Raw genomic sequence first — 21431 nt, forward strand, 5'->3', positions numbered from 1 at the left:
CCGCCCGGCGGCGAGGGGCTTCCCCCCCGGTACGCCATGGGGCCCGTACCGTGCGCGACGCACGGTACGGGCCCCTTTTCCTGCCGGGCGAAAGCCAGGGCAGAGGACTACAGCGGGCGGATGTTCTCGGCCTGCGGGCCCTTCTGGCCCTGCGTGACGTCGAACTCGACCTTCTGGCCCTCAACGAGCTCGCGGAAGCCCTGGGCAACGATGTTCGAGTAGTGGGCGAACACGTCCGCGCCGCCACCCTCCTGCGCGATGAAGCCGAAGCCCTTTTCCGCGTTGAACCACTTCACGGTGCCAGTAGCCATGAGAAATCTCCTTCGAGAGACTGTCCGAAGCCTGCACCATGCAGACTTTCGAGTCGCCGCGATGAGAACCCTCCGGGAAAGAGCCGGGAAACAAAAAATGCGCCTGCGAAGAGCAGGCGCACACAAAGTTCATGGGAACCACAACTGCAACTAAAACAACCGTAGCAGACGTCGGGCCGCCACGGCGGATAACCACGCGAATATTTTCGCCTCACCCTCCCGGGCGTGCCCCCTCACCCCCAGGGGGACCGCAACAACCGGTTGTCACGGGAAGATTGGGGGCGCCGCGCCCCGTCCCGGCCCGGCCTCGACTTTCACCACGCCCGGGGGACGGGCCGCCCCGAGGACGACCGGCAACGGATTCACCCCCGCCGGGACGGCCCGTTCCCTCGATTTTCGGAGCATACTGACCAGGATGACGAAATCACCGGCAGTCCGACGCCCTCTGCCCACCAGTCCCTTCAAGCCCCGGCCCGAAGCACCGCCCAAGCACTTCGCGGTCGGCGACCGCATCAGCCACGACAAGTACGGTCTCGGCCGCGTCATCGCGGTGGAGGACGGGGCCTACCCCGCGGTCCTCGTCGACTTCGGCACCCGACAGGAGCGGATCACCCCGCCGTACGCCGCCATGTACACCCTCTGACCGACACACCGGCGGCGATGCCGTCACCGCCCCGGGGTGCGGTCCGGACCCCGACGGCGCAGCCGACGGTGCCCGGTCTCCGGGCCGCCACCGTGCAACACCGCGGGGGCCGATCCGTCGGGCCGTGCCGGGATTCCGGCACGGCCCCGTACGCGCGCGCCCACCGGCCCGCCCCCGCATCACCGTCGTCACCGACCGCATGCCGGTGGCGACGGCCACCGGGTCGTCCGGGGCCGTAACCCCCTCGCCTCCTCCACGTCGGCACCGTTCCCGCCCCGCGCGTCCGGCGCGACACACTCGTCATCCCCCTGCGGCCCTCGGTCGGCCTCGCCCCTCCTGCCGGCCGCTCGCCCATGGATCCGGCCGCGGCAGGAGTCGGGTTCACGATCCGGTTGCCGCGGGTAGGCAGGTGAGCACCAGGAGTGGCCAGCGGTAGCAGGAGGGAACCGGAATGAGCGGTCAGCCGGCAGGGACGACGGACGACGGCGGTACCCGGGCCGCGGCACCGTACGACGAGGCCGATGTCATCTTCCACGGCGGGGAGATCGTGACGGCGGCCGCCGACTCCGAGGAGTCCGACCCGCGCCCCGAGGCGGTGGCCGTCAAGGACGGTGTCATCGTCCACGTGGGTGACTACCAGGAGGCCGCCGACCGCTGGCAGGGGCCGCGAACGCAGGTGCGCGACCTCGCCGGCCGCGCCCTGCTGCCCGGGTTCATCGACGCCCACGGCCACCTGGGCGGTATCGGCCTGCAGGCCACCCTCGCCAACCTGCTGGCCGATCCCGACGGCGACGTCACCGACATCGCCTCGCTCCAGGAGAAGCTGCGCGCGTGGGCGAAGACCCCGGTGGGCGCCTTCTCCCAATGGATCATCGGGTTCGGCTACGACGACGCCATGCTCGCCGAGGGCCGGCACCCCACCCGCGAGGATCTCGACAAGGTGTCCACCACCCGGCCGGTGCTGGCCATCCACCAGTCCTTCCACCTCGGGGCGGTGAACAGCCGCGGCCTGCGGGAGCTGGGCTGTACCAGGGCCAGCGCGGACCCGGACGGCGGCGTCATCCGCCGCCGGCCCGGCCCCGTGGCCCGGCCGTACGGCGAGCCCAACGGCGTCCTGGAGGAGACGGCCTTCAGCCCGGCCTCCGAAAAGGCCACCGAGGGGCTGCCGCCGACCGCGCTGGCCGCCCTCTTCGGCAAGGGCGTGGCGTCGGCCGCGAGCTTCGGCTTCACGACCGTCCAGGAGGGCGGCGCCACGCTGAAAAACCTCAAGGCCCTGCGGGACGCCGCCGCCGTCGTGCCGTTCAAGATCGACGTCGTCGCCTACGCGCGGGCCGACGAGGCGACGGCCTCACCGGAGCCGGACCCGGTCGGCGCGAGCCAGGAATACCACCGGGGTGTGCGCGCGGCCGGCGTGAAGATGTACCTGGACGGATCCCCGCAGGGCCGCACGGCCTGGCTCACCGAGCCCTACCAGGAGCGGCCGGAGGGCACGCCCGAGGGCTACCGCGGCTACCCCACCGTCGAGGACCCCGAGGTCGTGCTCGACCAGGTGCGCACCGCGTACGCCAGGGGCTGGCAGGTGCTCGCCCACGTCAACGGGGACGCCGCGATCGACCAGTTCATCGAGGCGGTCGGCACCGCCGCCCGGGAGGCCGGCCCCGGCGACCGGCGGACGGTGGCGATCCACGCCCAAACCGCCCGCAAGGAGCAGGTCGAGGCCTTCGACCACCTGGGCGTCATCCCGTCCTTCTTCTCCATGCACACCTACTACTGGGGCGACTGGTACCGCAAGACCGTCCTCGGACCGGAGCGGGCCGCCACCATCTCCCCCGCCCGCTGGGCCGTGGACCGGGGGATGATCTACACCTCGCACCACGACGCCCCGGTCGCCCTGCCCAACTCGATCGCCATCCTCTCCAGCCAGGTCACCCGCCGCACCCGCACCGACCAGGTCGTCCTCGGACCCGAGCAGTGCGTGTCGGCCCTCGACGCGGTCAAGTCCATCACCATCAACGCCGCCCACCAGTACTTCGAACAGGACCGCAAGGGCAGCATCGAGGTCGGCAAGCTCGCCGACCTGGTGATCCTCTCCGCGAACCCGCTGACGGTCCCGCCGGAGGAGATCAAGGACATCAAGGTCGCCGAGACCATCAAGGAGGGCACCACCGTCCACTCCGTCGCCGACGCGAACAGCGACGCGAACGCCGACGACCCCGTTCCCGGTCTCGAAGTCCCCACCGACTACCAGTGGCACGGCTGCTGCTGACGGCCCGTCCCGCGCCGCCGCCCCCGGACCCGCGGGCCCGGGGGCGGCAACGGGCGTGCCATCAATCTCCGACACGCTCGCGACGGCCGGGGCGCGGTCCGGCGCCGGTGCGTGGTCCGACGCCGGTGCGTGGTCCGACGCCGGTGCGCTGCCCGCGCGGGGCCATCGCCACAACCGGAACCCCCCGACGCACGCTCTGCGGGGCGCACGGGAGCTCCGGCGGTCCCGGTCGTCCCGGTCGTCCCGGTCGCGGCTCCTGCCGGGCGGCAGCGCCTGTTCGTCCGGTTGCGGGGACCACGGCGCCGGTGCTCTCCTGCTGGTGTCAGGCAGTGCGACGATCGGAGCCGATGTGTCGTCCCCCGTTGCCGTCCCGCCCCAGGAGGCCGCCGACCGGCTGGCCATCCGCCGACTGGTCGACGCCTACGCCCACTGTGCGGACCGCCGGGACGCCGGGGGGCAGATGGCCCTGTTCACCGAGGACAGCCGCTTCCTGGTCCACATGGACGCCACGGCCGCCGAACCGACCCAGGAGCTGCGCGGACGCGCCGCCCTCGCACCGGTCTTCGCCGACCTCAACCGGTACCGGGCCACCACCCACTTCAACGGCCAGAGCACCGTGACCCTCGACGGGGACCGGGCCGAGGGCGAGACCTACTGCCTGGCGCACCACGTCTCGTCCGGCGCGGACGACGAGCGCACGATCATGATCGCGTCCATCCGCTACCTCGACCGGTTCGTCAAGCAGGACGGCTGCTGGTTCTTCGCCGAGCGCCGGCTGCTGGTCGACTGGACCGAGACCCGGCCCTGCAAGCCCTGACGCCCTGACACCCCGGGCGACAATCCGATTGCCTTCACGGAAGGGGACGTGCGATGACCACCGACGCGGAGGCCGTGGTCCGGGCCGCCTACCACGCGGCCGAGGGCGACGTCCTCGACGTGCAGGGCTTCATCGACCTGTTCACCGAGGACGGGGTGTTCAACAACGTCGTCGCGGGCGAGAGCTACCGCGGCGAGCACCTCGGCGACCAGGTCGCCTTCATGGGCGCCCTGGCGCCCGACATCCACCGCGAACTCCACCGGGTCCACGTCGTGGGCGACGTGGTCGCCGTCGAGCTGACGATCGAGGGCACCGTCACCGGCCCCTTCGAGACGCCCGCCGGCACCGTGCGGGCCACCGGCGCCCGGCTCGGCATCCCCACCGCCGACTTCTGGTACGTCCAGAACGGGAAGGTCAAGGAATTCAACTGCTACGTCGGGCTCAGCGTCATGCTCGCCCAGCTGGGCGTGCACCCCGACTTCGCCTCCGCCGTCACAACCCCCTGACCACCTCCGGAAGCACGGGTACGGCGCCCGACCGCCGGCAGCCGAGCACGCCGAAGCCGTCGCCACGCCACGCCACGCCAGCCGCGACAAATGTTGATTCTTCAACTATAGTCAGGGGCGCCAACCAGGCGATCCGACCGCACGAGGAGGAACCATGGAGCAGTCCGTCACCGACAACACCGAGAAGTCCCGGTTCGAGATCCAGGACGACGGCGAACTCGCCGGCTTCGCCGAGTACCACCGCTCCGGCCACGAGATCGCCTTCATCCACACCGAGATCGACCCCCGCTTCGAAGGCCGCGGCCTCGGCAGCCGCCTGGCCCGCGCCGCCCTGGACGCCGCACGCGACCAGCAGCTCGCCGTCCTCCCCTACTGCCCCTTCATCCGCGGCTGGATCACCAAGCACCCCGCGTACGCCGACCTCGTCCCCGCCACCCACCGCGCCCGGTTCGGCCTCTGAACCCCGAGGCCGAAGGCGCCGGGCGGTCTGCGGGACCCCGACCGCGGCCCGCCCTGATCAGCGGTGGCGCCGCTCCACCGCCTCGCACTCCGCTGGGGGCCCACGACGGCGCGTCCTCGCAGGCGTGACCGCTCACCGGGGCAACGGCCCGTCCCCGGTGAGGAATCCGCCGCCGGGGCCGTCCCCGGGCAGGGCGGTCGGACCCGTCGCGCGACCCCGCCCGGGAGCGGGGAACCCTGGGCCGCCGCGCCGAACCGCCCCGCCGCCCGGCTGCGGACCTATGCCGATCCGGTCTCCTCGTCCGCGCGGGACCCCGCACCCACGACGTACTCCCACGCGACTCTGCCCGGGGCGTTGCCGGTGCTCGGGCACCTGCCCGCACTGGTACGGGATCCGACGGGGCTCCTGGGGCGGCCGTCCCGGTACGGCGACCTGGTGGAGGTCCGGCTGGGACCGAACCGGACGATGGTGCCCTGCCACCCGGAACTGCTGCGGCAGGTCCACGCGGACGACCGGACCTTCGACAAGGGCGGAGCGGTCCACCGGCGCTTCCGCCGGGTCCTCGGCAACGGGCCGGCCACCTGTGCGCACGCCGACCATCGACGCCAACGGCGGCTGCTGCAGCCGGAGTTCCGGCCAGAGCGGCTGGCCGGGTACGCCACCGTGATGACCCGCGAGGCGGCGCAGCCGGCCGCCTCCCGGCGGGACGGCGAGGTGGTCGAGGTCTTCCCCGCGTGCTACCGGTTCACCCTGCGGGTGGTGGCGCGCAGCCTGTTGGGCACCGAGGCGCCGGACGCGCTGGCCGACCGTCTGCAGCACGCCTTCGAGACCGCGTTGGCCGGCGCGTTGCGGCGGGTGCCGATGCTGCCCACGGGCGCCGGCTACCACGCGGCGGTACGCACCCTGCGGCGGACGGTGGCCGAGCTCGTACGCGACCGCCGGGCCGACGGTACCGGGCACACCGATCTGCTGGCCGGGCTGCTGGCGGCCCGGGACGAGGACGGCTCCACGCTCTCCGACACAGAGCTGCACGACCAGGTGGTCACGCTGCTCCTGCCGGCTCGGAGACCACCGCCTCCCGACTCTCCTGGACACTGCGCCTGCTGACGACGCATCCGCAGGTGCTGGCCACCCTGCGGGCGGAACTCGACGCGGTGCTGCCCGGCGGCCGCCCGGCCGAGTGGGCCGACCTGCCGTTCCTGCCCTGCACGGCCCGGGTGTTGACCGAGGCGCTGCGTCTCCGTCCCCCCGGCTGGGTGCTGCTGCGCACCTGTACCCGCGAGACCGATCTGGGAGGGCGCACCCCTGCCGCGTGGCAGCCAGGTGCTGCTCAGCTCCTACGTGGCCCACCACAACCCGTCGATCTTCGCGGAACCCGCCCGCCGCCGACCGGTCCGGCCCGCTCCCCCGGGCAGCGTTCCGTACGGGTTCTCGACCCGTGAACAGCGGACCGTCAACCCGTGCCCGCCACCCACTCGATCAGGTTGCGTTCACCGGCGGCGCGGGACAGCGGGCGGTGGAGTACGGAAGTCTCAGGGCTCCCCTGCCCGGGGCACGCCGCGCGGCGACGGCCGGCCGTGGCGGCCCGAGACCGGATTGGTGGCATGACCGTTCAGGACACTCCGAGTGCCGGGACCGCCCGGCGGGGCGAATTCGCCGAGCTGTACCGGCGCGTGGCCCAGGCCGGTCTGCTGCGTCGGCGCCCGCTCTACTACGCGTGCCGGAGCGCGGGGCTGTTCGCCGCGCTGGCGGGGCTGCTGGCCTGGTTCGTCGCGCTCGGCGCAAGCTGGTGGCAGCTCGGCCTCGCACCGCTGTTCGCCCTCGTACTGGGCCAGTTGGCGCTGCTCGGCCATGACGTCGCGCACCGCGCGGTGTTCGCCGACCGTCGGACGACCGACCTGGTGGGCATCGTGCTGGGGAACCTGGTGGTCGGCATGAGCTACGGCTGGTGGGTCGACGACCACAACCGGCACCACGCCCACCCGAACCACGAGGGCCGCGACCCGGCCGCCGATGCCATCCTCTTCGCCAGAACCGCCGAACAGGCCGACCGGGCAAGGGGGGTGCGACGCCTCATGGCCCGGTACCAGGCGGAGCTGTTCTTCCCGCTGCTCTCCCTCCAGGCGCTCGGCCTGCTCGTCGCCACCGGCCTGACCCTCACCCGTGGCACCGTCCGACACCCCGTCCTGGAACGCACCCTCGCCGCACTGCACTACGTCCTCGCGGCGGCCCTGGCCGTCCTCGTGCTCGCTCCGCTCCAGGCGCTCGCCTTCACCGCGCTGTTCGGTGCGCTGCTCGGCGTCTACCTGGGCTGCATCTTCGCCCCCAACCACAAGGGCATGCCGTTGACCGGCCCCGGCGCGCAGCGCACCGACTTCCTCCGGCGGCAGGTGCTGCCCTCCCGCAATCTGCGGGCCGGCCGGTTCGTCCACTTCCTCTTCGGCGGCCTCGGCCACCAGATCGAGCACCACCTCTTCCCGGCCATGCCGGTGCCGGCGCTGCGCCCGGCCTCGCGCATCGTGCGCGCGTACTGCGCGGAGGTCGGCGTGCCGTACGCCGAGGCGGGCCTGACCGCCTGCTTCCGGGAGATCCTGCGGGACCTGCGCGCGGTCGGCCGGTCCGTCCCGGCCCGTTCCCAGGCCGTGGCGGCGGAGGCCGCCCGGTGAGCGGGGTCCTGCCCGGGCGGGCGGCGCCCGCCACGGACGGCCCGGCCCCCGACGACGGGCCGCTGCGGGTGGTGATCGTCGCCGAGTCCTTCGCCCCGCAGCTCAACGGCGTGGCCCACAGCGTGCTCCGCACCGCCGAGCACCTCCTCGCCCGGGGGCACGTCCCGCTGGTGGTGGCACCGGCGGCGCAGCGTCGCGAGAACGAGGACTGCGGGGCGGCGTACGGCTACCGGGTGGTCCGCGTCCCGTCGGTCCCGCTGCCCGGCTACCCCGAGGTGCGGATCGCCCTCCCCGGGCGCCGGGTGGCCGACGCCGTCGAGCGGCACCGCCCGCACGTGGTCCACCTGGCGAGCCCGTTCGCGCTCGGGGCCGCCGGCTCGGCGGCGGCCGGGCGCGCCGGCGTCCCCGCCGTCGCCGTCTACCAGACCGACCTCGCCGCCTACGCCCGGACCTACCTGCCCTTCGCGGGCGCGGCCGGAGCCCGGCTGGCCTGGCGCCGGCTGCGGCACATCCACACGGCGGCCGCGCGGACCCTGGCGCCGTCCCGGGCCTCGTTCGACGTCCTGACGGCCCACGGGATCCCCCGGGTCCACCTGTGGCCGCGCGGCGTCGACTGCGTGCGCTTCCACCCCGGCCACCGGGACGAGGCCCTGCGCCGCCACCTCGGCCGGCCCGGTGAGGTGCTGGTCGGCTACGTCGGGCGGCTGGCACCGGAGAAGCAGGTCGAGCGGCTGGCCGAGACGTCCCGGCTCCCGGGCGTACGGCTGGTGGTGGTCGGGGACGGCCCGTGCCGCGCCCGGCTGGGCGCCGCACTGCCCGACGCGCTCTTCCTCGGCCGCCGCACCGGGCACGAACTCGCCCGGCTCTACGCCTCGTTCGACGTGTTCGCCCACCCCGGGCCGTTCGAGACCTTCGGCCAGACCCTCCAGGAGGCGATGGCCAGCGGCCTGCCCGTCGTGGCCCCGGCGGCCGGCGGACCGCTCGACCTGGTGCTCCCCGGGCGCACCGGCTTCCTCGTGCCGCCCGGCGCGGCCGGGGGCTTCCGGGAGGCGGTGGAGCGGCTCGCCCGCGACGCGGAACTGCGCCGAACGCTCGGCCGGGCCGGCCGGGCCTCGGTGGCGGAACGCAGCTGGGAGGCGGTCGGCGACCGGCTCCTCGACCACTACCGGCTCGCGGTGGCGGAGTCCTCCGCGGCACGGCGCGCGTGAGAGCGGGGAGCGAACCGTCATGAGCCGACCGCTCGCCGCCGAGTACGCACCCGGCGCCCGCCCGGACGCCGAGACCGCCGTGTTCCTGCACGGGCTGGGCGGCTGGACCCACAACTGGGCCGCCCTGATCGAGCGCCTCCGGCCGTCGGTGCACTGCCTGGCCCTCGACCTCCCGGGCTTCGGCCGCTCCGCTCCCCCGCCCGACGGCCTCGTCACCGTCAGGCGCCAGGCCGCGGCCGTCGCCCGCCACCTCGACCGCACCGGGCACCGCCGCGTCCATCTGGTCGGCAACTCCCTCGGTGGCCTGACCGCCCTCCACCTCGCCGCCCACCGCCCGGAGCTGGTCTCCACCCTGACCCTGGTCTCGCCGGTCCTGCCCGCGCTCCCGCCGCCCCAGGCCCTGCGGATCTCCCTACTGGGCCTGCCGGGCGCTCACCGCCTGTACGCCCGGCTGCTGTCGGCCCGGAGCCCCGACCGGCAACTCGACGACCTCTACGGCCTGATCTTCGCCGACCCGTCCCGCGTCGACGCCGAACAGCGGGCGACGGAGGCGCGCGAACGCCTGCGCCGCGCCGAACTCCCCTACGCCCAGAAGATCTTGGCGGAGGGCGTGCGTGCCGTCGTCCGATCCCACCTGCGACCCGCCGGCGAGGCCTCGGCCTGGCACCAGGCCCACCGGGTCACCGCCCCCACCCTGCTCGTCTACGGCCGCGAGGACCGCCTCGTCCCCTTCCGTTCGGCGGCCCGGGCCTACGCCGCCTTCCGCGACGCCCGGCTCCTCACCCTGCCCGGCGTCGGCCACGTCGCCATGCAGGAACACCCCGGCGCGGTGGCCACGGCCTTCCGCGCCCTGCTCGCGGAGCCCCGTCGCACGCCCGGCGGGTGAACGGGCAGCAGGACCCGCCCCGTGGCGGCGGCCACCCTCGGCCCCGCACTCGTCACCGCCCGCCCCGGCCCGGCAGCCTGAAGCCGCACCCCGTGCGGGTGCGTCCCGTAGCGTTTGCCTTCCACCGCGGGGACCCGCGGTGTCCGAAGCGGAGGGTCACATGAACTCGCTTTTGTCGAAGGCCCGTTGGTTAGGCTCCCTGGCGGCGGGCGCGGCACTGCTGCTCGCCGGGCCCGGCTCCGCCGGCGCCGTCACCGGCACGTCCGGCGGGCCGGTGACGGGTGTCCCGCGGACCGTCGAGCTGGACTCGTCACCCGCCTCGGTGGCGGTCGGCCCGGACGGGCGCAAGGCGTACGTCGCGGTGAAGGACAGCATCAATGGCGCCAAGGTGAAGGTGGTCGACACCCAGAGCGGCGCGATCACCGCGGTGGTGACACTGTCCACCGGGTTCGGGGCCGGTCCGGGACCGCTGGCCGTCAGCCCCGACGGCTCGCGCGTCTACGTACTGTTCTCGACCGCCCGCAAGGCACCGCTGTCCAGCCTGGGCGCCATCGACACGGCCACCGACACCGTGGTCTCCAGCACGGAGGCACCGGACCAGCCGCGGCCCGACGGGACCCTCCCCGGGGCGCTGACCTCGCTGGCGGTCAGCGCGGACGGCGCCAGGGTCTACGTCGGCCAGGACGGACCGGCCCGCTACCACCGCCCGGCCGAGCCGAGCGCCCGGGTCCTGTCCTTCTCCCCGCAGCAACAGGGCTTCACCGCCGCCGTGCCGGTCCCCGGCCGCTACCTGGGCTCGATCGTCACGCCTCCGACCGGTGACGCGGCGTACGCCGCCACCGACGAGAACCTGGTCCGCCTGGACACCGGCACCGGGACCCCGACCGTCGCCGGTGCCATCGCCGCCCCGATCGGTTCCGTCCCGAGCCTGGCCCTCTCCCCGGACGGCACCCGGCTCTACGGCGTGGGGAACGACGGCACCGGCTACGCCGTCGACCTCGCCACCGACGCCCTCTCCACCCTGGACATCTCCCCGGGCCAGTGGCTGCAGAACCCGTCGGTGGGCGCGGACGGCACCCGGCTGTACATGGTCCAGCAGGACCTCACCAGCACGGACGGCAAGGCCTCGGTCCTCGCCCTGGACACCGCGACCGACACCCTCGTCCCGGCCGAGGGCATCACCGGCCTCAACTGGGTGACCGGCCTGGCCCTCGGACCCGACGCCCACACCTTCTACCTCACCGTCGACTCCGGCCTGCAGATCGTCGGTTACTGACCGAACCCGCGCACGCCCAGCACCACCCCGCAGCGACGGCGGGGCGGAGGTCCGGATCCCCGGCCCCGCCCCGCCGTCGCCTTTGCGCGGAGTGATCCGAGGGCGACACGAGCCGCCGGGCGTCACCCGGCGCCGCCGGCCGTCGGCACCCCGCTCCCAACATGTGACGCGACACGTGTGTCGTGTAATATGTTTTCCATGAACACTGCAGCGAAGAATCCGACCCTCGTCTTCATCCCCTGCTTCTCCGGCGCCCCGTGGAGCGCCGAACAGCTCGCCCCCTACGGCGCGGCGCCCCGGCGCACGCTGCGCCTGCCCGAGGGCGTCGACAGCATCGAGCGCTACGCCGACCACGTCGAGACCGCGATCGCCGACCTCGACGACTACGTGCTGATCGGCGACTCGTTCGGCGCGAACATCGCGCTCGCCCTCGCCACCCGCCGCCCGCGGGGCCTGCGCGCCCTGGTCGTGTCCGGCGGCTTCGCGGCCAACCCGATCGACTCGAAGCCCATGAAGGCACTGGCCCAGGTGATGGGCAAGGCGCCCGGCCCGCTCTACCGGCAGCTGACGCTGCGGTTCCACGCCCACCGCCTCGCCTCCCCGTTCGACGGCGAGGGGCAGGTGCCCTGGAGCGAGGCGCGCAGCCGCGAACTGTTCCTCGCCAACACCCCGGCCGCCTCCTTCGGTGCGCGCGTGTCGGCGGTCTTCACGGCCGACTACGTCGACGTGCTCGACCGGATCCAGGTCCCGACCCTGATCCTGACCCCCTCGCACGACGTGCTGATCGGCGAGAACGCCTCGAAGGTCATGCTCGCGGGCATCCCCGACGCCCGGGAGGTCGTGCTGCCGCGCACCGGCCACATGTTCCGCTTCTCGCACCCGGTAACCTACGCCGCCGCGGTCGAGAACTTCCTCGACCCCCTGCCGACCACCCGAAAGGACATCGATGCGTAAGGCCGAACACCTGCGGTTCGCGATCCTGGCAGCCCAGCGCGAAGGCAACCGGCTGCTGATCCAGGCCCTCAAACCCCACGGCATCACCCCCTCGCAGGCCGAGGTGCTGCGCCTGCTCCAGCAGCACGGCACCCTGAGCCTCAACGGGCTCGGACAGCTCCTGGTGTGCGAGAGCGGCACCAATCCGAGTCGGCTGGTCGACCGCGTCGTCGCGGCCGGACTGGTCGAGCGCCGCACCGACGCCGAGGACCGCCGCTACCTGCAACTCAGCCTCACCCCCGAGGGCGAGCGCCTGGCCACCGCGGTGGCCGGGATCGAGGAGTTCCTCTACGCCTCGATGGACGCCGCCTGCGAGGGCCTGGACACCGACGCGATGCTCGCCTTCCTGCACAACTTCATCGACCCCCTCCCCTCGGGCGAGGCCCTCAACAAACGCCTCGGCCTCGACCAGGGAGCACACGGAACCGTGGGCGACGGGCCCTCCGGGTGAGGCCTTGCCGCCGGCGACGGCCTGCGACGGCGCCGGATCGGGTGCGGGGCCGCCGCCCCCGCCGATGAATCGACGCCGACCCGGCGAGGCACCCGGACCGGACAGCGCGGGGCCCGCGAGACCGAACGCCCTCTCAGGTGAGCGACAGGAGCATGACCGGTACCCCACTGGGGTGCGTCGACCCCCCGGCGGGCTCCACGGTGACGCCGATACCCGTCGCCCCGCCCAGTGGCCCGGACAGCACCATCCCGCCGTCCCCACGGGACAGCAGCCCGGCCGATCGCATCGTTCCGGAGTCGTCGAACCACAGTTGGTACGTGGTGCCATCGGCCGGGATGGGCATGCCGGAAGCGAGGAAGGCGGCCTGACCGCGGTCGTGCGACCACACCACCGTCCCCACGCCGGTTCCGCCCGCCGCTGGCCCGGTGGCCGTGCGGGCGTCGGGCGCCGTCAGCAGACCCGTCAGCCGGTCCGCCTGCTGCTGGATAGCGGCCGCCCGGGCGCGCGCGTGGCCGGCCTGCCGGTGCTGCTGGACGGCGAGGCCACCGGAGCCGACCGCGACCGCGAGACAGGCGGCCAGCGCGAACTTCGTCCACCCGCCCGCCCGCCGGCCGGACCGGGAGCCCGCGCCGGGCAGAGCGGCGGTCCGGGGCGCCTCCTGCCGCGTGCCGGGCAGCGCGGCCATCACCCGGGCCTTGAGGGCCTCGGGTGGCACGACGGCCCGCGCGGCACCGAGCCTGGCCAGGGTCGCGGCGAACTCGGCCACCTCCTGGGCACAGGCCGGGCAGTCGGCCAAGTGGCCTTCGAACTCCGCGCTTTCGGCCGGGGAGAGGGCGTGGACGGCGTAGGCGCCGGTCAGGGTGTGCAGGTCGGCGGCGGTCATGCTCCCACCCCCAGGCAGTCGCGCAGACGGATCAGTCCGTCGCGCACGCGGGTCTTGATCGTGCCCAGCGGCGCGCCGACGACCTCGGCGACCTGGGGGTAGGTGTAACCGCGGTAGTACGCCAGCGTCAACGATTCCCGCTGCAGTTCGGTGAGCGTCCTCATGCAGCGCCTGACCTGCTCGCGCTCCAGTCTGCCCTCGACCTGTTCGGCGACTTCGTCGAACGCCGGGGTGTGGGAGGCCGCCGCGACGCGCTGGTCGCGGTCGGCGGCGGCCTGCGCCGAGCGGACCCGGTCCACCGCGCGCCGGTGCGCGATGGTCAGCACCCACGGCATCACCTCACCGCGCTCGGCCCGGTAGCGGGCAGCGGTGCGCCACACCTCCAGCAACACCTCCTGGGCGACCTCCTCGGACTGCGCGGGATCGCGCAGAACCCTGCGCACCAGCCCCAGCACCGGACCGGCCACCACGTCGTACAGCCGGGAGAACGCGTCCTGGTCCCCGCGCGCGACGCGGGCGAGGAGTTCCGTCAGGTCCGGTACCGGCCGTCCGGGACCGGACAGGTGGACGACGGCGCTCATCCGCCCGTTCCTTCGCACTGGGCGGGCGTCGAGCCCGATCGGCGGACGGCAGACATCGAGGGCCTCCTCGTGGTCCCGGCGGGACAGCGGTGCGGTCTCGGCCGGGCGGACAGTGCGGAACTCACATCCGCCCTTCGGAGCGGGCCCGCGCCCGGATTGGCCGAACCGCCTGCCGGTCCGCCCGTCCGCCCGGTCACCGGCTCCGGAGGACACGCGGATCCTGGTGCCGTCGTTTGCGTCTTCCGTCGTCGTCATTCCCGTCATCCGCGGGAGTCGACGGACCGGCCCTCGGAGCCGGGCCGAGCCTGCTGCGCCCACCGTCAATGCCGGCTGCCGCCCAACCCGTTCGAGTGAGCCCGGCGCAGCGACCCATCCGCGGCCCCGGGCGCCTCGAACCCTCGGCGTGAGCAAGAATCCATCCGACGCTTCCGCGCCCCTCCGCGGCCGTCCCGACCGCCTCCGTCGCGTCGGCGTCGCAGCGGCGACCGGGTTGGCGGCCGCCTCGGCCGCACTCGGTGCGGGAGACCTGGCCGCCGCCTTCACCGGGCCCGACACCGCGCCGGTCATCGCGGTGGGCTCCGCGGCCGTCGACCTGTCGCCGACCCCGCTCAAGGAATACGCCGTCCGCACCTTCGGCGTGTACGACAAGACGGTGCTGCTCGGCGGAATCCACCTGACGGCGGCCCTGCTCGCCGCCGGTGCCGGATGGCTGTCCGCTCGCCGCCCGAAGACCGGAGCGGGCATCTTCGCGACCTTCGGCCTGCTGGGTGCCTGGGCCGCGCTCTCCCGGCCGGGAGAGCGCGCGGCGGACGTCGTACCGGCCCTCGTGGCAGGCGTCGTCGGCGCGGCCACCGTCCTCGCCCTCTCACGCCTGACGGGGTCGGCCGCGCCGCCGGTGAACACGGCCCCCACGATCGGACATCCCACCGGCGAGAGCGCCGGCCAGGAGCGGCGCACCGGAACCGAGGGCACCACCCGCCGGGCCGTTCTCGCCGTCACCGGCGGGACGATCGCCGTCGGCGCGGTCGCGGTCACGGGAGGCAGGATCCTGACGGACCGCCTCTTCGACGTCGGCGCCGTCCGCGCGTCCGTTCGCATCCCGCCCGCCGTGGAACCGCTGCCACCCCTGCCGCCCCCGGTCCGTCCGAACGTCGCGGGCCTGTCCCCGTTCGTCACCTCGAACACGGATTTCTACCGGGTGGACACCGCGCTCACGCTCCCCCGAATCGACCCGCGGCGCTGGGCCCTGCGCATCCGGGGCATGGTCGACCACCCGCTGTTGCTGACCTTCGACGACCTGCTGCACGAACCCCTGGAGGAAATGGACCACACGCTGTCCTGCGTCTCCAACGAGGTGGGCGGCCGCTACGTCGGCACCACCCGCTGGCTCGGCGCTTCCCTCCCCGCCCTGCTGCGCCGTGCCGGCGTGCACCGCGGCGCGGACCAGCTGGTCGGCCGCTCACAGGACGGCATGACCATCGGCACGCCGCTGGAGCCGGTGCTCGACGGACGGCGCGCACTGCTGGCGGTCGCGATGAACGGCGAGGCCCTGCCCGTCGCCCACGGCTTCCCCTGTCGCAGCGTCGTCCCCGGCTTCTACGGCTACGCCTCCGCCACCAAGTGGCTCGTCGACCTGGACGTCACCACCTTCGCCGCATTCGATCCGTACTGGGTGCGCCGGGGCTGGGACCGCACCGGTGCGGTGCGCACCACCTCGCGCATCGACGTCCCGGCCCCGTTTGCCCGCGTACCCGCCGGGGACGTCACGGTCGCCGGCACCGCGTGGGCGACCCACCGCGGCATCGCCGCCGTCGAGGTCCGGATCGACGGCGGCACCTGGCAGCAGGCGCTGCTCGCCGCCGACGCCGGACCGGACCTGTGGCGGCAGTGGACCCACACCTGGCCCGGGGCCGCGCCCGGCACCCACCGGATCGAGGTCCGGGCGACCGATGCGACCGGCGCCGTCCAGACCGGGGACCGGGCCACCCCCTACCCGTCCGGCGCCACCGGCTGGCACAGCACCGTCGTCACCGTCACCTGAGAGCCCCGGCCGACCCGCCCGGCCCTCCACCGGACCACCTTCACGTACCCGGCACCGGCCGGGGCGGTCCGCCCGAGGGGCCGACCGCTGCACCCTCACAAGGAGATCACTGCCATGAACGCCACCACCCGCCGCCGCGACACCGTCACCGCCGTCCTCGCCGCGACCGCGCTCGCCTTCGGCCTCGGGGCCTGCGGCAGCGGCTCCGGGTCGCCCTCCACCTCCGTCGCCCCGTCGAAGGCCCCCGCCGCCGCGCCGGCGGCCGGTACCACCGCGTCGGCAGCCGGCGCCGCCATGAGCGACCGGCCGTTCGGCACCGCCTGTGCGGCCGTGCCCAAGGACGGCGCGGGCTCCTTCACCGGCATGGCCAAGGACCCGGTCGCCACCGCCGCCTCCAACAACCCGCTGCTGTCCACCCTGGTGACCGCCGTCAAGCAGGCGGGCCTCGTCGACACCCTCAACTCCGCGCAGAACATCACCGTCTTCGCGCCCACCAACGACGCCTTCGACAAGATTCCCAAGGCCACCCTGGACGCCGCCCTCGCCGACAAGGACACGCTGACCAAGATCCTCACCCACCACGTCGTCCCCCAGCGCCTCGCCCCCACCGCCCTCGCCGGAGGCCACAAGACCCTGGAAACCCACGACCTCACCGTCACCGGCGCCGCCCCCGACTTCACCGTCGACGGCGACGCCAAGGTCCTGTGCGGAAACGTCCAGACCGCCAACGCCACCGTCTACATCGTCGACACCGTCCTGATGCCCGCCTCCTGACGTACCGTTCGCGTCCCGCCAGCGGACCGCTCGATCGCGGGCCGCCGGCGGACCCGGCGGCCCCGGTGGACTTCCTGCGGGACGGACCGGGGAACCGGACCTGCCGGACCAGCGCCTCCAGCCTTATTGCACAATGGTTGCAGTTGCTCAGTGATCAGCAATAAGGGGTGCGCGTGATGCCGGACTCGCCGGTGGTGCTGGGGATCGAGTCCTCGTGCGACGAGACCGGCGCCGGTCTCGTCCGCGACGGGGTCCTGCTCGGGCAGGCGGTCGCGTCGAGCATGGACGAGCACGCCCGCTACGGCGGGGTCGTGCCGGAGATCGCCGCCCGCGCCCACGTCCACGCGATGGCCCCCGTGGTCCGCGAGGCCCTCGACCGGGCCGGACTCACCCTCGCCGACGTCGGCGCCGTCGCCGTCACCGCCGGACCCGGCCTGTCCGGCCCGCTCCAGGTCGGGGTCGCGGCCGCCAAGAGCTACGCCTTCTCGCTCGGCGTCCCCCTCTACGGCGTCCACCACCTCGCCGGACACGTCGCCGCCGCCGCCCTGGACGGCGAACCCCTGCCGAACCCGTGCGTCGTACTGATCGTCTCCGGCGGGCACACCTCCCTGCTCCTGGTGCGCGACCTCGCCCGCGACCCGATCGTCCACCTCGGCGACACCCTCGACGACGCCGTCGGCGAATGCTTCGACAAGGTCGCCCGGATCCTCGGCCTGCCCTACCCCGGCGGGCCCGCCATCGACCGCGCCGCCCGCGAGGGCGACCCGAACGCGGTACGCCTCCCCCGCCCGCTCAGCGGGCCCAACGACCCCCCGTACGCGTTCTCCTTCTCCGGCCTCAAGACCGCCGCCGCCCGCTGGGTCGAGGCCCGACGGGCGGCCGGCGCCGAGCCGCACGTCCCGGACGCGGCCGCGGCGCTCCAGGAGGCCATCGCGGACACCCTCACCCGCAAGGCCGTCCGGGCCTGCACCGACCACGGGATCGACACCCTCGTCGTGGTCGGCGGGGTCGCCGCCAACTCCCGCATCCGCGCCCTGACCGAACAACGGTGCGCCGCGGCCGGGATCACCCTGCGGGTGCCGCCGCTGCGCCTGTGCACCGACAACGGCGCGATGATCGCGGCCATCGGCGACCTCCTGGTCCGCTCGGGCGCGGCCCCCTCCCCGATGAACCTCTCGATCGACCCGTCCGCCCCCTTGGAGTACGCGGCACTCTCCCCGCTCGCCCCGCTCCGGGCCGCGTGACGGCCGTCCCGGCGCGGCGGCCGCACCGCGCCGGAGCGCCGGCCCTGCCCGACGTGGTGAGCCGGGAAGGCAGCGCGGCCGGCACCACGACCAGGCTCATCGCAGCCTGCTGGAGCGTTCGACGTTCTTGAGCATGCACGGGCGGGCGTTCAACGGCCATGACCGGTGCCGGCGGTCTCGCCTTAGGATGCGGGACATGGACAGGACCACGCTGCCACACGGAGAGCTCATACCGATGACGACGAGGCGAACCCGCTGGCAGGAGGCGGGGCAGAGCGGGAACTTCGGCAAGCGGTTCGCCGAACTCATCTCCGCGGGCGAGGACGTCGACGGTGAGGCCCGGCTCGCCGACACGCTCCTGCCGCGCGGTGCCCGAGTGCTCGACGCCGGCGCCGGTATGGGGAGGGTGGCCGCCGCGCTCCTGCAGCGGGGGCACGACGTGGTCGCGATCGAGCCCGACGAGGCCCTGGTCCGGCAGGCTCGGGAGACCTACCCCGGGCTGCCGATCGAGGAACGCGACATCCTCGACCTCGGCCCCGACGACGGCCCGTTCGACCTGGTCGTCTGCGTGGGCAACGTCATCGTGTACCTGGCCGAGGGCACGGAACGCACGGCGCTGGGCGCGATGCGCGACGTGCTCGGCGAGAACGGCCGGATCCTGATCGGCTTCCACCTGCAGGACCCGCCGCCGCACGCCCGGACCTGCACGGCGTCGGAGTTCGAGGCGGACCTGGCCGCCGCCGGACTGCGCGTCGACCTTCGGGCAGGCACCTATCAGCTGCACCCCGCGAACGACGCCTACGGCGTCTGGATCCTGAGCCGCGCCCAGAGTTGACCCCGTCTCCGGAGCCGGCGCTCCGGAGAAGGCGTACGTGGTCGATCGTGCTGCAGGTGGCGGCGGAACCGGCGGACTCGGCGGATCCTTTCGCGAGGCCGGACCACCGCGACGCCGGACGGGGTCAGGCGCGGGCGATGGCCTTGCGCAGGCAGTAGGCGGCGGCACCGGCCGCGATCACTGCGGCTCCCCACAGGACCGAGGCGGGTGGCAGGGCGAAGGCCAGGAGCACGCAGCCGGCGGCACCGACGACGGGGACGATCCGGGCGGGGCGGCCCTCGGCGGGGGTGAGGGTCCAGGCGGAGGCGTTGGCGATGGCGTAGTAGGCCAGCACGCCGAAGGAGGAGAAACCGATCGCGCCGCGAACGTCCGTGGTGGCGGCCAGGACCGCGACCACCGCACCGACCGCGAGCTCGGCGCGGTGCGGCACGTGGAAGCGCGGGTGGACGGAGGCCAGGGCGCGGGGCAGGTGCCGGTCGCGGGCCATCGCCAGGGTGGTGCGCGAGACCCCGAGGATCAGCGCGAGCAGCGAGCCGAGCGCCGCGACGGCCGCCCCGATGCGCACCACCGGGGCGAGTGCGGGAACGCCGGCGACGCGCACGGCCTCGGTGAGCGGTGCGGTGGTGTGGGCGAGCCGGTCGGGCCCGAGCACGGCGAGCACGGCCACGGCAACGGCGGCGTAGACGACGAGCGCGATGGCGAGCGCGATGGGGATCGCGCGGGGGATGGTTCGCTTCGGGTCGCGGACCTCCTCGCCGAGGGTGGCGATGCGCGCATAGCCGGCGAACGCGAAGAACAGCAGCCCGGCGGCCCGGAGCACCCCGCCGAGGGTCGCGTCCGCGCCGATGGCGAGCCGCGCGCCCTCGACGGCGGGGCCGGTCATGCAGGCGGTGACCACGGAGGCGAGCACCGCCAGGACGACGGCGACGATCCCCCGGGTCAGCCACGCGGACTTCCGCACGCCGACGTAGTTCACCGCGGTCAGCGCCACCACCGCGGCGACCGCGACCGCGTGCGCCTGACCGGGCCACACGTAGGAGCCCACGGTGAGGGCCATCGCCGCGCAGGAGGCGGTCTTGCCGACCACGAAGCCCCAGCCCGCCAGGTAGCCCCAGAACTCCCCGAGCCGCTCACGGCCGTAGACGTAGGTGCCGCCGGACTGCGGGTAGCGGGCGGCCAGCCGGGCGGAGGAGGTGGCGTTGCAGTACGCCACCACCGCGGCCAGGGTGAGGCCCAGCAGAAGACCGGAACCGGCCGCGCCGGCGGCCGGGGCGAGCGCGGCGAAGATCCCCGCGCCGATCATCGACCCGAGCCCGATCACCACGGCGTCGAACACGCCCAGCTGGCGCCTCAGCTCCCCGGCCCGGACGGATGCCGGTGTCCCCATCGCTGGCTCCTCGACCACGGCCTACGGCCATTACGGACTTCGGTACCGGCGCACGCTACAGGAGCAAGGTGTCGAGCGGACTTCCCGGATCCTCGGCCGGCCCGGCCCGGGCGCGTCCTTGGAGAAAACGCTCTGGAACAGCGCGTCCAGCAGGTTCTCGACGTCCTGCCAGCGCCGGGTGTGACGGCCGCCGGGCACGTTGGAGTGGGCCAGCTCGTCGATCAGCACGACCCGGGGCCCATGGGCGAGCACCCCGTCGAGATCCAGTTCCGTCAGCTCGGCGTCCCGGTAGGTGCGACGAGCCCGCGGGACGACCTCCAGGCTGCCGGGCATCGCCTCCGTACGGTGCCGACCGTGGCACTCCACCAGGCCCACCACCACGTCGGTGCCGCGCGCGCTGCGCCGCAGGTCCTCCTCCAGCATGCGGAAGGTCTTGCCCACACCGGGCGCGGCGCCGAGGTACACCTTGAGCCGGCCCCGGCCCGGTCGGAGCCCCTCCGGCGCCTGCGGCGCGCTCTCCTGGGCCACCGGACGGCCCCTCCCTTCACGGTCCGCCGAGCCGCGCGAGGGCGAGGTTGAGGGTGACGACGTTCACCCGCTGCTGGCCCAGGAAGCCCAGGACCCGGCCCTGCCGGTGCTGTTCGACCAGTCGGCGGACCGCCGCCGGGTCCAGGCCGCGCGCCGTGGCGACCCGGTTGACCTGCTCATCAGCGTAGGCCGGGGAGATGTGCGGGTCGAGGCCGGAGCCGCTCGCGGTGACGGCGTCCGGCGGGACCAGGGCCGGATCGACGCTGTCGAAGGCTGCCACGGCGGCCCGTCGCTCCTGGATCGTCCTCGTCAGCCCTGGGTCGTTCGGCCCGAGGTTTGACGCGCCCGAGGCGGTCGGGTCGTAGCCGGTCCCGGCCGCCGACGGGCGGGGCTGGAACCACTTCGGATCCGGCGCCGGCTGCTCCTTCGGGTCGTTCGGGTTCTTCTTCGGGAGGTTGAAGTTCTGGCCGATCAGGCTGGATCCGACCACCCGGCCGTCCTGCCGCAGCCGCGAGCCGTTGGCCTGGCCGGAGAAGGCGAGTTGGGAGAACCCGGTGAGCAGCAGGGGGTAGGCCAGGCCGCAGATCGCGGTGAGGACGAGCAGCAGGCGCAGCGCGGTCAGGTGCAGCCGGATGAGGACGAGCGGCGGGGTCCGCATGGGGGGTTCTCCCTCCT

The 21431-nt window shown here is 74.1% G+C and carries 22 protein-coding genes and 1 pseudogene; 17 read left to right on the top strand and 6 right to left on the bottom strand.

The features are described from left to right. Positions 1–107 precede the first annotated feature (107 nt). The gene (locus ACWGKU_RS28875) at positions 108–311 is read right to left on the bottom strand and encodes a cold-shock protein (RefSeq protein WP_359907422.1); all 204 of its coding nucleotides are present in this window, start codon (positions 309–311) and stop codon (positions 108–110) included. Between the two features lie 415 nt (positions 312–726). Here ACWGKU_RS28875 and ACWGKU_RS28880 point away from each other — a divergent pair, with 415 nt between their 5' ends. From ACWGKU_RS28880 to ACWGKU_RS28940, 13 genes are all read left to right on the top strand, one after another. Then, complete coding sequence (locus tag ACWGKU_RS28880; protein WP_359907425.1) at positions 727–954, top strand: hypothetical protein; 228 nt, start codon at positions 727–729, stop codon at positions 952–954. 451 nt (positions 955–1405) lie between these two features. Beyond that, positions 1406–3220 carry an amidohydrolase gene (locus ACWGKU_RS28885; RefSeq protein WP_452180013.1) on the top strand — a complete coding sequence of 605 codons (1815 nt, stop codon included), beginning with the start codon at positions 1406–1408 and terminating at the stop codon, positions 3218–3220. A gap of 349 nt (positions 3221–3569) precedes the next feature. Beyond that, entirely contained in the window at positions 3570–4037 is a 468-nt protein-coding gene (locus ACWGKU_RS28890) for a nuclear transport factor 2 family protein (protein WP_452180012.1), read from the top strand. A gap of 53 nt (positions 4038–4090) precedes the next feature. Next, the gene (locus tag ACWGKU_RS28895) at positions 4091–4543 is read left to right on the top strand and encodes a nuclear transport factor 2 family protein (RefSeq protein ID WP_452180011.1); all 453 of its coding nucleotides are present in this window, start codon (positions 4091–4093) and stop codon (positions 4541–4543) included. Positions 4544–4697: 154 nt separating this feature from the next. Continuing rightward, on the top strand, positions 4698–5003 hold the full coding sequence (locus ACWGKU_RS28900; RefSeq protein ID WP_452180010.1) for a GNAT family N-acetyltransferase: 306 nt from the start codon (positions 4698–4700) through the stop codon (positions 5001–5003). 360 nt (positions 5004–5363) lie between these two features. Continuing rightward, positions 5364–6110, top strand: a complete 747-nt coding sequence (locus tag ACWGKU_RS28905) for a cytochrome P450 (protein ID WP_452180009.1) — start codon at positions 5364–5366, stop codon at positions 6108–6110. Beyond that, entirely contained in the window at positions 6107–6445 is a 339-nt protein-coding gene (locus tag ACWGKU_RS28910) for a cytochrome P450 (RefSeq protein WP_452191627.1), read from the top strand. The genes ACWGKU_RS28905 and ACWGKU_RS28910 overlap by 4 nt, the downstream gene beginning before the upstream one ends. 162 nt (positions 6446–6607) lie before the next feature. Beyond that, positions 6608–7669: an acyl-CoA desaturase gene (locus ACWGKU_RS28915; protein ID WP_452180008.1), complete on the top strand. Its 1062-nt coding sequence runs from the start codon at positions 6608–6610 to the stop codon at positions 7667–7669. Positions 7670–7731: 62 nt separating this feature from the next. Further along, on the top strand, positions 7732–8877 hold the full coding sequence (locus ACWGKU_RS28920; protein WP_401052365.1) for a glycosyltransferase family 4 protein: 1146 nt from the start codon (positions 7732–7734) through the stop codon (positions 8875–8877). 19 nt (positions 8878–8896) lie between these two features. Continuing rightward, positions 8897–9763: an alpha/beta fold hydrolase gene (locus ACWGKU_RS28925; protein ID WP_452180007.1), complete on the top strand. Its 867-nt coding sequence runs from the start codon at positions 8897–8899 to the stop codon at positions 9761–9763. Between the two features lie 160 nt (positions 9764–9923). After that, on the top strand, positions 9924–11039 hold the full coding sequence (locus ACWGKU_RS28930) for a hypothetical protein (protein WP_452180006.1): 1116 nt from the start codon (positions 9924–9926) through the stop codon (positions 11037–11039). A 198-nt stretch (positions 11040–11237) separates the two neighbouring features. Beyond that, positions 11238–11993, top strand: coding sequence for an alpha/beta fold hydrolase (locus ACWGKU_RS28935; protein ID WP_401052361.1), 756 nt, complete (start codon positions 11238–11240; stop codon positions 11991–11993). Further along, the gene (locus ACWGKU_RS28940) at positions 11986–12483 is read left to right on the top strand and encodes a MarR family winged helix-turn-helix transcriptional regulator (protein WP_452180577.1); all 498 of its coding nucleotides are present in this window, start codon (positions 11986–11988) and stop codon (positions 12481–12483) included. Before ACWGKU_RS28935 ends, ACWGKU_RS28940 begins: the two co-directional genes overlap by 8 nt. A 133-nt stretch (positions 12484–12616) precedes the next feature. Here ACWGKU_RS28940 and ACWGKU_RS28945 read toward each other — a convergent pair whose 3' ends face one another. Both ACWGKU_RS28945 and ACWGKU_RS28950 read right to left on the bottom strand, forming a co-directional pair. Then, complete coding sequence (locus ACWGKU_RS28945) at positions 12617–13366, bottom strand: anti-sigma factor (protein WP_452180578.1); 750 nt, start codon at positions 13364–13366, stop codon at positions 12617–12619. Further along, a complete protein-coding gene (locus ACWGKU_RS28950) occupies positions 13363–13947 on the bottom strand; it encodes a sigma-70 family RNA polymerase sigma factor (RefSeq protein WP_401054406.1) in 585 nt (194 codons plus the stop codon). The genes ACWGKU_RS28945 and ACWGKU_RS28950 overlap by 4 nt, the downstream gene beginning before the upstream one ends. Before the next feature lie 490 nt (positions 13948–14437). On the opposite strand from ACWGKU_RS28950, the gene ACWGKU_RS28955 reads away from it, so the two are divergent. The 4 genes from ACWGKU_RS28955 to ACWGKU_RS28970 all read left to right on the top strand — a co-directional run bounded on the left by ACWGKU_RS28955 (position 14438) and on the right by ACWGKU_RS28970 (position 18841). Further along, positions 14438–15988, top strand: coding sequence for a molybdopterin-dependent oxidoreductase (locus ACWGKU_RS28955; protein WP_452191625.1), 1551 nt, complete (start codon positions 14438–14440; stop codon positions 15986–15988). 114 nt (positions 15989–16102) lie between these two features. After that, on the top strand, positions 16103–16762 hold the full coding sequence (locus ACWGKU_RS28960) for a fasciclin domain-containing protein (protein ID WP_401050651.1): 660 nt from the start codon (positions 16103–16105) through the stop codon (positions 16760–16762). Between the two features lie 176 nt (positions 16763–16938). Then, complete coding sequence (gene tsaD / locus ACWGKU_RS28965) at positions 16939–18006, top strand: tRNA (adenosine(37)-N6)-threonylcarbamoyltransferase complex transferase subunit TsaD (RefSeq protein ID WP_452180580.1); 1068 nt, start codon at positions 16939–16941, stop codon at positions 18004–18006. Between the two features lie 235 nt (positions 18007–18241). After that, positions 18242–18841 (top strand): class I SAM-dependent methyltransferase, encoded by a 600-nt coding sequence (locus ACWGKU_RS28970; RefSeq protein WP_452180581.1) that lies wholly within the window; start codon positions 18242–18244, stop codon positions 18839–18841. Positions 18842–18965: 124 nt separating this feature from the next. Here the strand turns inward: ACWGKU_RS28970 and ACWGKU_RS28975 are convergent, their stop codons facing one another. From ACWGKU_RS28975 to kdpC, 3 genes and pseudogenes are all read right to left on the bottom strand, one after another. Then, entirely contained in the window at positions 18966–20228 is a 1263-nt protein-coding gene (locus ACWGKU_RS28975) for an APC family permease (protein ID WP_452180582.1), read from the bottom strand. Between the two features lie 141 nt (positions 20229–20369). Next, a pseudogene (locus tag ACWGKU_RS28980) lies at positions 20370–20756 on the bottom strand (histidine kinase); the annotation flags it as partial. 16 nt (positions 20757–20772) lie between these two features. Continuing rightward, entirely contained in the window at positions 20773–21414 is a 642-nt protein-coding gene (gene kdpC, locus ACWGKU_RS28985) for a K(+)-transporting ATPase subunit C (RefSeq protein WP_452180583.1), read from the bottom strand. Positions 21415–21431 lie beyond the last annotated feature (17 nt).

Source organism: Kitasatospora sp. NPDC054768, assembly GCF_053612025.1.